This window comes from Streptomyces sp. NPDC006339 (genome assembly GCF_040612775.1).
Classification (GTDB): Bacteria; Actinomycetota; Actinomycetes; order Streptomycetales; family Streptomycetaceae; genus Streptomyces.
Genome location: NZ_JBEXQW010000002.1, coordinates 114,867 through 127,080 on the forward strand (window position 1 = coordinate 114,867; position 12,214 = coordinate 127,080).

A 12,214-nucleotide genomic window follows, 5' to 3' on the forward strand; every position below is an offset into this window, starting at 1 on the left:
CACGACCCTGGGGGCCGGCCCGCGGCGAGGTCCTACCGGTAGTTCACGAACTGGATCGCGAAGTCGAGGTCCTTGCCCTTGAGGAGCTGCTGCACGGCCTGGAGGTCGTCCCGGCTCTTCGAGCTGACCCGCAGCTCGTCGCCCTGCACCTGCGCCTTGACGCCCTTGGGGCCCTCGTCGCGGATGATCTTGGAGACCTTCTTGGCGTTCTCCTGGGAGATGCCCTCCTGGATGGAGGCGAAGAGCTTGTACTCCTTGCCGGACAACTGCGGCTCGCCCTCCACGTCCAGCGACTTCAGCGAGATCCCCCGCTTGATCAGCTTGGACTGGAAGATGTCGAGGATCGCCTTGACCCGCTCCTCGCCGTTCGCCTGCATGAGGATCTTCTCGCCCGACCAGGAGATCGTCGCGTTGGTGCCCTTGAAGTCGTAGCGCTGCGAGATCTCCTTCGCGGCCTGGTTGAGGGCGTTGTCGACCTCCTGCCGCTCGACCTTGGAGACGATGTCGAAACTGGAGTCGGCCATGAGGTGAGGCTCCTTGCTCGGATGCGTTCGGGTACGGCACAAAGCGTAGCCACCCGTACCGCCCCGGAGCCGTGATCAATCCGGTGGCGAAGCACCCCCGGGCATCAGGTATTGTTTACGTCGTTGCCAGGGAGCACCGCCGAAAAGCGGCTTCGAGGCAGCGATCCCATGGCGGTGTGCCCGAGTGGCCAATGGGAGCGGACTGTAAATCCGTCGGCTTAGCCTACCCAGGTTCGAATCCTGGCGCCGCCACGCGATGCAGAAGGTCCCCGGTGTTCGCACCGGGGACCTTCTCGCTTTTCCGGACCGGGGCCCGGGTCGGGGTCCGGGGCGGTCAGTTGCCGGCGACGTCGCGGACGGCGACCGCCACCGGGGTCGAACCGGAGATCAGTTCCAGGGTCAGGCCCGCCGTCGCCGGGGTGTCGAGGAGTTCGGCGAGGACGGCGGCCACGTCGTCGCGGGGGATCGGGCCGCGGCCGGTGTGGGCCTCCAGGCGGACCAGGCCGGTGCCGGCGTCGTCGGTGAGCATGCCGGGGCGCAGGATCGTCCAGTCCAGGCCCGGGCGGGCGCGGATGTCGTCGTCCGCGGCGCCCTTGGCGCGCAGATAGGCGTCGAAGACCGCGTCCCCCTCGTGCCCCGCCTGGGCGCCCATCGAGGAGACCACCAGGAAACGGCGTACGCCCGCGCGCTCCGCCGCGTCGGCGAGCAGGACGCACGCCCCTCGGTCCACCGTCTCCTTGCGGGCGGCGTCGCTGCCCGGGCCCGCGCCGGCCGCGAAGACGGCCGCGTCGGCGCCCTGCAGGATCGCCGCGACCTCCTCCACCGAGGCCGACTCCAGGTCCATCAGGGCCGGTTCGGCACCCGCCTCCCGCAGGTCGTCGGCCTGATCGGGGCTGCGGATGATTCCCACCGGCTCGTGTCCGCCCGCGGTGAGCAGCCGCTCGAGCCGCCGGGCGATCTTTCCGTGTCCTCCAGCGATGACTACGCGCATACTCACGACCGTACGGCCCCGGGCCCGCCCGGGCCTCCCGGCCCGCCCGGCCCTCCCGCGTCCGGCCGCGCCTGCCGGGGCAGATCCAGGGCCGCCGCCGAGTCGCAGTACTCCCGCACAGCGCTGGTCCGCGCCACCACCCGCCCCCGATGGACCACGATCCGGCTGTACGCGAGGGAGAGCACGCCCGCGAGCCGCTCGCCCCGCACCGCCAGCAGCTCTGCCGGGAAGCCCGCCTCCACCCGTACCTCCGGAAGGCCCATCGCCGCCCGCGCGCCCGTGCTCACCGCCCCGTACGCCTCCTGGGGCGGCAGCCCGCCCAGCGACGCCAGCAGGTAGGCGGCCTCCAGCGGATCGCCGCGCCCCACCGGATTGGAGACGTCGCGCAGCGCCCCGCCGCCCGCCGCGACCCGCACCCCGGCGGCCCGCAGCAGCCGCACCGGGGCCGCGCCGCGCAGCTCGGTGCCCCCGCAGCCGCCCTGGGGCAGGCACACCACGGTCACCCCGGCCGCCGCCAGCCGGTCCGCCGCCCGCCGTGCCTGGTCGGCGGGCAGCCGGCCGAGCCCGGCGCAGGGCCCGACGGTCACCCCGGGCCGCAGCCCGCCCGCCATCGCCGCCAGCCGGGCGAGCCGGGCCGGGTCGTCGCCGTCGAGGTGCAGGTCCACCGGGCAGCCGTGCTCGGCGGCCACGTCCAGGACCGCCTCCACGTAACCCGTCGGGTCCGGGTCCAGGTCCGGGCAGCCCCCGACCACCCCGGCGCCCATCTTCACCGCGTCCCGGAGCATCGCCAGCCCGTCGGCGCCGGCCGCGCCGGTGAGCAGCCGGGGCACCGCCACGGCGGTCAGGTCGGCGAGGCCGCGCAGCGAGCGCCGGGCCTGCAGGACGGCCTCCAGCGGCCCGAGGCCGTGCACGTCGCCGATCCGCACCTGGGCGCGCAGCGCGGTCGCGCCGTGCCCGAGCTGGAGCAGCGCCGCCTCGGTGGCCCGGCGCTGGACTTCCTCGGCGGTGTACGAGACGGGGCCGGGGGAGTCGGCGGTGAGCGCGGTGTCGGCGTGCGCGTGGGGCTCGGCGGGGGCGGGCAGCAGCAGATAGCCGGCGAGGTCGACGCGGGCGCCGACGGTGGAGAGGCTGCCCGCGGTGCCGACGGCCTCGATCCGGCCGCCGACGAGCCGCACGTCGACGGTGCGCCCGTCGGTGAGCCGCGCGTTGGAGAGCAGCAGCGAGGAGGCGTCGGCGGTGGCCGCGGCCCGGTCGTCGGGCGGCGGCTGGGGCTGCTTGCTGTCGGCTGACATCGGGCTCCTCACGGGCTCGCCAAGATCAAGATCACGCAGCGTGGGCCCGAGCCTAGGGGCGGCCGCACCCGCCTTCGAGGAGGAGCGCAATAGTCGTACTGATGAGTGCACGAGTGGCCTAGGAGGCGGTGGGGACGCGCGCGCGGGAGGGGCCGCGGGCGGCCGCGGAAACGGATTTGGGCGATGGGCCGGGGACCGTGTAATGTCTTCCCTGCTCGCCCCAATAGCTCAGTCGGCAGAGCGTCTCCATGGTAAGGAGAAGGTCTACGGTTCGATTCCGTATTGGGGCTCTGGTGAGAAGGACCCGCCTTCGGGCGGGACCGGATCATCAAAGCGGTGTAGCTCAGTCGGTAGAGCAAGCGGCTCATAATCGCTGTGTCACCGGTTCAAGTCCGGTCACCGCTACCCTCAGTAGCCGATTGTGGGGTCGGTCCTACGATCGGCTACTCTTTTCTGCGTTCATCCGTCCACCCGTCCGTCAAGGAGCACTCACGTGGCTGCCACCGACGTCCGCCCGAAGATCACGCTGGCCTGCGTGGAGTGCAAGGAGCGGAACTACATCACCAAGAAGAACCGGCGTAACAACCCGGACCGTCTTGAGATGAAGAAGCACTGCCCTCGCTGCAACTCGCACACCGCGCACCGCGAGACGCGCTAAACAGGCTCGTACACGAGGCCGTCCCCAGCCGGGGGCGGCCTCGTGTCGTTTGCCGCAGCAGAATTTCGCACCACGCACCACATCCAGCAGGACCAGCAGGAGGTATCGAGTCCATGGCGCTCGACCAGTCCTTCGTGGGCCGGACCTATCCGCCCACCGCGCCCTACGAGGTCGGCCGCGAGAAGATCCGCGAATTCGCCGAGGCGATCGGTGACGCGAATCCCGCGTACACCGACCAGGAGGCCGCCAAGGCCCTCGGCCACCCCGACGTCGTCGCCCCGCCGACCTTCGTCTTCGCGATCACCTTCAAGGCCGCGGGCCAGGTCATCGAGGACCCCCAGCTCGGCCTGGACTACAGCCGCGTCGTCCACGGCGACCAGAAGTTCGCCTACACGCGCCCCGTACGCGCCGGCGACCGCCTCTCCGTCACCAGCACCATCGAGGCCATCAAGTCGCTCGCCGGCAACGACATCCTGGACATCCGCGGCGAGGTCCACGACGAGAGCGGCGAGCACGTCGTGACCGCCTGGACCAAGCTCGTGTCCCGCGCCCCCGAGGAGGTCTGACCGTGACCGCGAAGATCGCCTACGACGAGGTCGAGGTCGGCACCGAGCTGCCCGCCCAGAGCTTCCCCGTGACCCGCGCCACGCTCGTCCGGTACGCGGGTGCCTCCGGTGACTTCAACCCGATCCACTGGAACGAGCGGTTCGCCCGCGAGGTCGGCCTGCCCGACGTCATCGCCCACGGCATGTTCACCATGGCCGAGGCGATCCGCGTCGTGACGGACTGGACCGGCGACCCGGCCGCCGTCGTCGAGTACGGCGTCCGCTTCACCAAGCCGGTCGTCGTCCCGGACGACGACCAGGGCGCCGTGATCGAGGTCTCCGCGAAGGTGGCGGCCAAGCTCGACGACCGGCGGGTGCGGGTCGACCTCACGGCGACCAGCGCCGGGCAGAAGGTGCTGGGGATGAGCCGGGCCGTGGTCGAGCTCGCCTGAGCGACATCCGCGAGGCCCCCGGCGCACTGCGCCGGGGGCCTCGGCATTTCTGCTGTCCCGGCTGAAGCCCGTACCTTGGTGCCCGTGCAGCTCCTCCACGACGCCCCCCTCGCCCCCCTGACCACCTTCCGGCTCGGCGGGCCCGCCGCCCGGCTCGTCACCGCCACCACGGACGACGAGGTGATCGCCGCGGTCCGCGAGGCCGATGCCGCCGGGACGCCGCTGCTGGTCGTCGGCGGCGGTTCCAACCTGGTCATCGGCGACAAGGGCTTCGACGGCACCGCCCTGCACATCGCCACCCGCGGCTTCGTCCTCGACGGGACCCGCCTGGAGCTCGCCGCCGGCGAGGTCTGGACGGACGCCGTCGCGCGGACCGTCGAGGCCGGGCTCGCCGGGATCGAGTGCCTGGCCGGCATCCCCGGCTCGGCCGGCGCCACCCCCATCCAGAACGTCGGCGCCTACGGCCAGGACGTCTCCGCCACCATCACCGAGGTCGTCGCCTACGACCGCCGGGCCGAGGAGACGGTCGTCCTCACGAACGCCGAGTGCGCCTTCTCGTACCGGCACAGCCGCTTCAAGCAGGACCCCGACCGCTATGTCGTCCTCCGGGTCCGCTTCGAGCTGGAGGACGCCGACGGGCTGTCCGCGCCCCTCGCGTACGCGGAGACCGCCCGCGCCCTCGGAGTCGAGGTGGGCGAGCGGGTGCCACTGGAGCGGGCGCGGGAGACCGTGCTGAAGCTGCGGGCCGGCAAGGGCATGGTCCTCGACCCGGAGGACCACGACACGTGGTCGGCGGGGTCGTTCTTCACCAACCCGATCCTGACGGCGGAGCGGTACGCCGCCTTCCGCGCGCGCGTCGCCGACCGGCTCGGCCCCGAGGTCGCCCCGCCCGCCTATCCGGTGGGCGAGGACGGCTCGGTCAAGACCTCGGCGGCCTGGCTGATCGACAAGGCCGGCTTCGTGAAGGGGTACGGCTCCGGGCCCGCCCGGATCTCCACCAAGCACACCCTCGCCCTCACCAACCGGGGCGAGGCGACCACCGAGGACCTGCTCGCGCTCGCCCGCGAGGTCGTCGCCGGGGTCGAGGACGCCTTCGGGATCACCCTCGTCAACGAACCCGTGATGGTCGGCGTCCGGCTCTGAGCCCGCGAGGGACCTCGACGACTCCGCGCCCGCGGGCTCGCCCGCTCCCTCGTGCGCGGACTCGGCTAGCGGGCGCCGCCCGCCGGCAGGGCCAGCCAGTCGTCGATCCCCGCCAGCAGCTTCCGCCGCACGTCCTCCGGGGCCGCCGACCCGCGCACGGACTGCCGGGCCAGCTCCGCGAGCTCCGCGTCCGTGAAGCCGTGGTGCTCGCGGGCGATCTCGTACTGCGCCGCCAGCCGCGAGCCGAAGAGCAGCGGGTCGTCCGCGCCGAGCGCCATCGGCACCCCCGCGTCGAAGAGCGTCCGCAGCGGCACGTCCTCCGGCTTCTCGTACACCCCGAGCGCCACGTTGGACGCCGGGCACACCTCGCAGGTGACCCCGCGCTCCGCGAGCCTGCGCAGCAGCCGCGGGTCCTCCGCCGCCCGCACCCCGTGCCCCACCCGGGCCGCCCGCAGGTCGTCCAGGCAGTCCCGCACCGAGAACGGGCCGGTCAGCTCGCCGCCGTGCGGCGCCGCGAGCAGCCCGCCGTCACGGGCGATGGCGAAGGCCCGGTCGAAGTCACGGGCCAGGCCGCGCCGCTCGTCGTTGGACAGCCCGAAGCCGACCACGCCCCGGTCCGCGTAGCGCACCGCGAGCCGGGCCAGGGTGCGCGCCTCCAGGGGATGCTTCATCCGGTTCGCCGCCACCACCACCCGCATCCCGAGCCCGGTCTCGCGGGAGGCGGCGTCCACCGCGTCCAGGATGACCTCCATGGCGGGGATCAGACCGCCGAGCAGCGGCGCGTACGAGGTCGGGTCGACCTGGATCTCCAGCCAGCCGGACCCGTCCCTGACGTCCTCCTCCGCCGCCTCCCGTACCAGCCGCCGGATGTCCTCGGGCTCGCGCAGGCAGGACCGGGCGATGTCGTAGAGCCGCTGGAAGCGGAACCAGCCGCGCTCGTCGGTGGCCCGCAGCTTCGGCGGTGTACCGCCCTTGAGCGCCTCGGGGAGGTGCACCCCGTACTTGTCGGCCAGTTCGAGCAGGGTGGAGGGCCGCATCGAGCCGGTGAAGTGCAGGTGCAGATGGGCCTTGGGGAGGGCGGCGAGGTCGCGGTGAACGTGCTCCATCGGCTGATACTGCCGCACCCGGATGGACGAGAACAGTCCGTTTCCCCGATCGGGACCCCGCTAGAACGCAGAAACGGGCCCCCGGTTCCGGAGAACCAGGGGCCCGCTGCACATACTGAATTCAGTACGTGGTCAGTCGCGCGCCTCGGCGAGCAGCTTCTGGATCCGGGACACGCCCTCCACCAGGTCCTCGTCGCCCAACGCGTACGAAAGGCGCAGGTAGCCCGGCGTGCCGAACGCCTCGCCCGGGACGACCGCGACCTCGGCCTCGTCCAGGATCAGCGCGGCGAGCTCGACCGAGTCCTGCGGGCGCCGGCCGCGGATCTCCTTGCCGAGCAGGCCCTTCACCGACGGGTACGCGTAGAACGCGCCCTCCGGCGTCGGGCAGTACACGCCCTCGATCTCGTTGAGCATCCGCACGATCGTCTGGCGGCGGCGGTCGAAGGCGCCGCGCATCTCGGCGACCGCGTCCAGGTTCCCGGAGACGGCGGCGAGCGCGGCGACCTGCGCCACGTTGCTGACGTTGGAGGTGGCGTGCGACTGCAGGTTGGTCGCGGCCTTCACGACGTCCTTCGGGCCGACGATCCAGCCCACGCGCCAGCCCGTCATCGCGTACGTCTTGGCGACACCGTTGACCACGACGCACTTGTCGCGCAGCTCGGGCACGAGCGCCGGCAGCGAGGTGAACTTCGCGTCCCCGTAGACAAGGTGCTCATAGATCTCGTCGGTCAGCACCCACAGGCCGTGCTCGACGGCCCAGCGGCCGATCGCCTCGGCGTCGGCCTCGCTGTAGACCGCGCCGGTCGGGTTCGAGGGGGAGACGAAGAGGACGACCTTGGTCCGCTCCGTGCGCGCCGCCTCGAGCTGCTCCACCGACACCCGGTAGCCGGTCGTCTCGTCGGCCACGACCTCCACCGGCACACCGCCCGCCAGGCGGATCGACTCCGGGTACGTGGTCCAGTACGGGGCCGGGACGATGACCTCGTCGCCCGGGTCGAGGATCGCGGCGAACGCCTCGTAGATGGCCTGCTTGCCGCCGTTGGTCACCAGTACCTGGGAGGCGTCGACCTCGTAGCCGGAGTCGCGCAGCGTCTTGGCGGCGATGGCCTCCTTGAGCTCGGGCAGGCCGCCGGCCGGCGTGTAGCGGTGGTACTTCGGGTTCTTGCATGCCTCGACGGCCGCCTCGACGATGTAGTCCGGCGTCGGGAAGTCGGGCTCACCCGCGCCGAAGCCGATGACCGGGCGCCCGGCGGCCTTGAGGGCCTTGGCCTTGGCGTCGACGGCGAGGGTGGCGGACTCGGAGATCGCACCGATCCGGGCGGAGACCCGGCGCTCGGTGGGAGGGGTAGCAGCGCTCATGCGGCCCATCGTCCCAGACCCCGTCCGGGCCCGGCACACAGGTTTCACGGAGCGGACAGGACCGGTCATTCCCGGTCGTACGCGCGCCCGGGAGGGGTCCGGGACCCGCCCGGGACTCGCCCGGGACCAGGTCGGAGCCGTTTCTGTTCGACGTGAGGGCCCATGACCACGTACACTCACTGCTCGTTGGCCCGCACCGACCACATCTCACGATGCGGTAGGTTGGGGGAACCACAAAGGGTCGTAGCTCAATTGGTAGAGCACCGGTCTCCAAAACCGGCGGTTGGGGGTTCAAGTCCCTCCGGCCCTGCTACACACACCGCCAGGTTGTGTGCGCATGTACGTACTTCATTGCACCGCCGTGCGGCTCCACCCCGGGCGCGGCACGGCCACGACCCGGAATCAGGTGAGAGATCGTGACGGACGCCGTAGGCTCCATCGACATGCCTGATGCCGAAGACGCTGCTCAGGACTCCAAGAAGAAGTCCCGTAAGGGCGGCAAGCGCGGTAAGAAGGGCCCCCTCGGCCGTCTCGCGCTGTTCTACCGCCAGGTCGTCGCGGAGCTCCGCAAGGTCGTCTGGCCCACGCGAGGCCAGTTGACGACGTACACCACTGTGGTGATTGTCTTCGTTGTCATCATGATCGGCCTCGTGACCGTGATTGACTATGGCTTCCAGGAAGCAGTCAAGTACGTCTTCGGCTGACTTTTTGTTCCACCCCATCTGTATCGCAGGAAGAAGCAGCCACCGTGTCTGACGCGAACCTGAACGACGCCTTCGAGTCCGAGTCCGTCGAGGACGAGCTCGACATCGTCGAGGCGGCCGACGAGGACCGGGCCGAGGCTGCGGACGTCGAGACCGACGAGGTCGACGAGGCCGAGGTCGACGAGGTCGAGGCTGAGGACACCGCGGAGACCGAGGGCGACGGCACCGAGAACGCCGACGTCGAGGCCGCCGAGGAAGAGGCCGCGGAGGCCGTGGAGGCGTCCGAGGAGACCGAGGAAGCGGAGGAGGCCGTCGAGCCCGCCGCTCCGGTCGACCCCGTCGCCGCGCTCCGCGAGGAGCTGCGCGGCCTGCCCGGCGAGTGGTACGTGATCCACACCTACGCGGGCTACGAGAAGCGCGTGAAGGCCAACCTGGAGCAGCGTGCCGTCTCGCTGAACGTCGAGGACTTCATCTACCAGGCCGAGGTCCCCGAGGAAGAGATCGTCCAGATCAAGAACGGCGAGCGCAAGAACGTCCGGCAGAACAAGCTGCCCGGTTACGTGCTCGTCCGCATGGACCTGACGAACGAGTCCTGGGGCGTCGTCCGCAACACGCCGGGCGTCACCGGCTTCGTGGGCAACGCCTACGACCCGTACCCGCTGACCCTGGACGAGATCGTCAAGATGCTCGCCCCCGAGGCCGAGGAGAAGGCCGCCCGCGAGGCCGCCGAGGCCGAGGGCAAGCCGGCTCCGGCCCGCAAGGTCGAGGTCCAGGTCCTCGACTTCGAGGTCGGCGACTCGGTCACCGTCACGGACGGCCCCTTCGCCACCCTCCAGGCCACGATCAACGAGATCAACGCCGACTCGAAGAAGGTCAAGGGCCTCGTCGAGATCTTCGGTCGCGAGACCCCGGTCGAGCTCAGCTTCGACCAGATCCAGAAGAACTGACGCATCAGGTTTCCGGACAGGTCAGAGTGGCTCTCAGAGCCGCTCTGACCTGCTCGGTTTTTGGCCGCGCAGCTATACCCGTTATCGTTGTGCGGTATGCCTCCATCCGGATGACCGGATGGACCGGCTGAAAACTCTCACTAGGACCCGGAGAGAGCTATGCCTCCCAAGAAGAAGAAGGTCACGGGGCTTATCAAGCTCCAGATCAACGCCGGTGCGGCCAACCCGGCCCCGCCGGTCGGCCCCGCGCTGGGTCAGCACGGCGTCAACATCATGGAGTTCTGCAAGGCCTACAACGCCGCGACCGAGTCGCAGCGTGGCATGGTCGTGCCGGTGGAGATCACGGTCTACGAGGACCGTTCCTTCACCTTCATCACCAAGACTCCGCCGGCCGCCAAGCTGATCCTCAAGGCCGCGGGTGTGGACAAGGGCTCCGGCGAGCCGCACAAGACCAAGGTCGCGAAGCTCACGAGCGCCCAGGTCCGCGAGATCGCGTCGGTCAAGCTGCCCGACCTGAACGCCAACGACCTGGACGCCGCCGAGAAGATCATCGCCGGCACCGCCCGTTCCATGGGCATCACGGTCGAGGGCTGATCAGCTCCCCGTAAGACCTCAGTGGCAGGGCCAGCGCTGGCCCGTACCACGACTCCACACCTGAAACGAACACAGGAGCAGAAGTGAAGCGCAGCAAGTCTCTCCGCGCTGCCGACGCGAAGATCGACCGGGAGAAGCTCTACGCCCCGCTCGAGGCCGTGCGTCTGGCCAAGGAGACCTCCACCACGAAGTTCGACGGCACCGTCGAGGTCGCCTTCCGCCTGGGTGTCGACCCGCGCAAGGCCGACCAGATGGTCCGTGGCACCGTGAACCTTCCGCACGGCACCGGTAAGACCGCCCGGGTCCTGGTCTTCGCGACCGGTGACCGTGCCGAGGCCGCGATCGCCGCGGGCGCCGACATCGTCGGCTCCGACGAGCTCATCGACGAGATCTCCAAGGGCAACCGCCTGAACGAGTTCGACGCCGTGGTGGCCACCCCGGACCTCATGGGCAAGGTCGGCCGCCTCGGCCGCGTCCTCGGCCCGCGTGGTCTCATGCCGAACCCGAAGACCGGCACCGTCACCCCCGATGTCGCCAAGGCTGTCAACGACATCAAGGGCGGCAAGATCGAGTTCCGCGTCGACAAGCACTCGAACCTGCACTTCATCATCGGCAAGGTGTCCTTCGACGACACCAAGCTGGTGGAGAACTACGGCGCCGCGCTGGAGGAGATCCTCCGTCTGAAGCCGTCCGCCGCCAAGGGTCGCTACATCAAGAAGGCCGCCATCGCCACCACGATGGGCCCCGGCATTCCGGTCGACCCGAACCGCACCCGCAACCTCCTCGTCGAGGAGGACCCGGCCGCGGTCTGAGCCCCCTGAAGGCTCAGGAGCCCCTCACGGCTCCAGCGTCCTGAAACCGCCCCCTACGCCTCCGGAGAGGCGTAGGGGGCGGTTTTATTTCGTGCGCGGCTGTCGGTGCCCCGGGATACGGTGCCCCGGGGCATTCGAACGGAAGAGCACAAGGGGTGGGACTCATGGGCATGTCCGCATGGAAGCGCGCGGGTGTCGCGCTGACCGCGACCGCCGTCGTCACGGGGGTGGCAGGCTGCCAGGACGGCGGCGACGCCGAGAAGGCCGCGGAGGCGCCCGTGAAGGCGGGGGCGATGGGGCTCGGCGAGGTGACGAAGGCGCTCACGGCGGCGTTCCGGAAGACGTCCGAGGCCAAGTCGGCCAAGGTGACCATGCGGATCGTCATCGCGACGCCGCAGGGCGGCGAGGGCTCCGGGGCCGGCACGGTGAGCGGGGTCGTGGGCTGGAACCCCTCGGTCGCGGACCTCACGGTGTCCGACTCGACCCTCCTGGCGGCCGATCCGGCCGGTCCCCAGACGTCGCGCATGCTGATGCTCGGCGGCGCGATGTACATGGACATGGGTGCCGAGCGGGCCGCCCAGATGGACGGCAAGCGCTGGATGAAGATCGACCTCAAGGCGGCCGCAGAGGCGAGCGGGGACAAGGCCCTGCAGAAGCAGATGACCGCCGGCCTGGACAACATGAACCAGGACCCGTCCCAGCAGCTCGCCCTGCTCGTCGAGTCGCCGAACGTGAAGCACCTCGGCGAGGAGAAGATCAACGGCGTCACGGTCCAGCACTACAAGGGCGAGCTGACCGTCGAGGAGATGGTGGCCACCAACAAGAACTCCCCGCTGACCGCCGAGCAGCGCAAGAGCGTCATCGCCGCCGCTGAGAAGGCGGGGATCAGCGGCTACGACACCGAGCTGTGGGTCGACAAGGACAACTACCCGGTCCGGATGACCGTCAAGATGCAGGCCGCCGAGGCCCTGACCACCATCACGGCCGACTACAGCGACTACGGCGCCGAGGCCGCCGTCCAGGCGCCGCCGGCGGAGGACACCGTCGACCTGTTCGCGCTGCTGAAGCAGGCCGAGCAGGGCTGATT

14 protein-coding genes and 4 tRNA genes are annotated in these 12,214 nt (G+C 70.6%); 13 read left to right on the plus strand and 5 right to left on the minus strand.

Annotated elements, in window-relative coordinates:
* Window positions 1–32: 32 nt before the first annotated feature.
* Window positions 33–524, minus strand: a complete 492-nt coding sequence (locus ABZ135_RS02015; protein WP_356690832.1) for a YajQ family cyclic di-GMP-binding protein — start codon at window positions 522–524, stop codon at window positions 33–35.
* 170 nt (window positions 525–694) lie between these two features.
* On the opposite strand from ABZ135_RS02015, the gene ABZ135_RS02020 reads away from it, so the two are divergent.
* Window positions 695–776 (plus strand) — tRNA-Tyr (locus ABZ135_RS02020).
* 82 nt (window positions 777–858) lie between these two features.
* Here ABZ135_RS02020 and ABZ135_RS02025 read toward each other — a convergent pair.
* Window positions 859–1,515 carry an SDR family oxidoreductase gene (locus tag ABZ135_RS02025; protein WP_356690834.1) on the minus strand — a complete coding sequence of 219 codons (657 nt, stop codon included), beginning with the start codon at window positions 1,513–1,515 and terminating at the stop codon, window positions 859–861.
* A gap of 2 nt (window positions 1,516–1,517) precedes the next feature.
* Entirely contained in the window at window positions 1,518–2,807 is a 1,290-nt protein-coding gene (locus tag ABZ135_RS02030; protein WP_356690836.1) for an amidohydrolase family protein, read from the minus strand.
* A 217-nt stretch (window positions 2,808–3,024) separates the two neighbouring features.
* On the opposite strand from ABZ135_RS02030, the gene ABZ135_RS02035 reads away from it, so the two are divergent.
* From ABZ135_RS02035 to ABZ135_RS02060, 6 genes are all read left to right on the plus strand, one after another.
* Window positions 3,025–3,097, plus strand: a tRNA-Thr gene (locus ABZ135_RS02035).
* Between the two features lie 42 nt (window positions 3,098–3,139).
* Window positions 3,140–3,212, plus strand: a tRNA-Met gene (locus ABZ135_RS02040).
* Between the two features lie 88 nt (window positions 3,213–3,300).
* Window positions 3,301–3,465: a 50S ribosomal protein L33 gene (gene rpmG / locus ABZ135_RS02045; protein WP_003956487.1), complete on the plus strand. Its 165-nt coding sequence runs from the start codon at window positions 3,301–3,303 to the stop codon at window positions 3,463–3,465.
* Between the two features lie 113 nt (window positions 3,466–3,578).
* On the plus strand, window positions 3,579–4,031 hold the full coding sequence (locus tag ABZ135_RS02050; RefSeq protein WP_356690838.1) for a MaoC family dehydratase N-terminal domain-containing protein: 453 nt from the start codon (window positions 3,579–3,581) through the stop codon (window positions 4,029–4,031).
* Window positions 4,032–4,033: 2 nt separating this feature from the next.
* Window positions 4,034–4,462 carry a MaoC family dehydratase gene (locus tag ABZ135_RS02055; RefSeq protein ID WP_356690840.1) on the plus strand — a complete coding sequence of 143 codons (429 nt, stop codon included), beginning with the start codon at window positions 4,034–4,036 and terminating at the stop codon, window positions 4,460–4,462.
* 45 nt (window positions 4,463–4,507) lie between these two features.
* Window positions 4,508–5,605, plus strand: a complete 1,098-nt coding sequence (locus ABZ135_RS02060; protein WP_356691094.1) for a UDP-N-acetylmuramate dehydrogenase — start codon at window positions 4,508–4,510, stop codon at window positions 5,603–5,605.
* A 65-nt stretch (window positions 5,606–5,670) separates the two neighbouring features.
* Here the strand turns inward: ABZ135_RS02060 and ABZ135_RS02065 are convergent, their stop codons facing one another.
* On the minus strand, window positions 5,671–6,711 hold the full coding sequence (locus tag ABZ135_RS02065; RefSeq protein WP_356690842.1) for an adenosine deaminase: 1,041 nt from the start codon (window positions 6,709–6,711) through the stop codon (window positions 5,671–5,673).
* A gap of 132 nt (window positions 6,712–6,843) precedes the next feature.
* Window positions 6,844–8,070, minus strand: coding sequence for a pyridoxal phosphate-dependent aminotransferase (locus ABZ135_RS02070; RefSeq protein WP_356690844.1), 1,227 nt, complete (start codon window positions 8,068–8,070; stop codon window positions 6,844–6,846).
* Window positions 8,071–8,307: 237 nt separating this feature from the next.
* Between ABZ135_RS02070 and ABZ135_RS02075 the strand changes: the two genes are divergently transcribed.
* The 6 genes from ABZ135_RS02075 (at window position 8,308) to ABZ135_RS02100 (ending at window position 12,212) form a co-directional block, all read left to right on the plus strand.
* Window positions 8,308–8,380 (plus strand) — tRNA-Trp (locus ABZ135_RS02075).
* A 106-nt stretch (window positions 8,381–8,486) separates the two neighbouring features.
* Window positions 8,487–8,774: a preprotein translocase subunit SecE gene (secE, locus tag ABZ135_RS02080; RefSeq protein ID WP_356690846.1), complete on the plus strand. Its 288-nt coding sequence runs from the start codon at window positions 8,487–8,489 to the stop codon at window positions 8,772–8,774.
* A 44-nt stretch (window positions 8,775–8,818) separates the two neighbouring features.
* Window positions 8,819–9,721 (plus strand): transcription termination/antitermination protein NusG, encoded by a 903-nt coding sequence (gene nusG, locus ABZ135_RS02085; protein ID WP_356690848.1) that lies wholly within the window; start codon window positions 8,819–8,821, stop codon window positions 9,719–9,721.
* Between the two features lie 159 nt (window positions 9,722–9,880).
* Window positions 9,881–10,315 (plus strand): 50S ribosomal protein L11, encoded by a 435-nt coding sequence (rplK, locus tag ABZ135_RS02090; RefSeq protein WP_345486284.1) that lies wholly within the window; start codon window positions 9,881–9,883, stop codon window positions 10,313–10,315.
* A gap of 83 nt (window positions 10,316–10,398) precedes the next feature.
* A complete protein-coding gene (gene rplA / locus ABZ135_RS02095; protein WP_356690850.1) occupies window positions 10,399–11,127 on the plus strand; it encodes a 50S ribosomal protein L1 in 729 nt (242 codons plus the stop codon).
* Window positions 11,128–11,291: 164 nt separating this feature from the next.
* Window positions 11,292–12,212: a hypothetical protein gene (locus ABZ135_RS02100; protein ID WP_356690852.1), complete on the plus strand. Its 921-nt coding sequence runs from the start codon at window positions 11,292–11,294 to the stop codon at window positions 12,210–12,212.
* The last annotated feature ends 2 nt before the right edge of the window (window positions 12,213–12,214 follow it).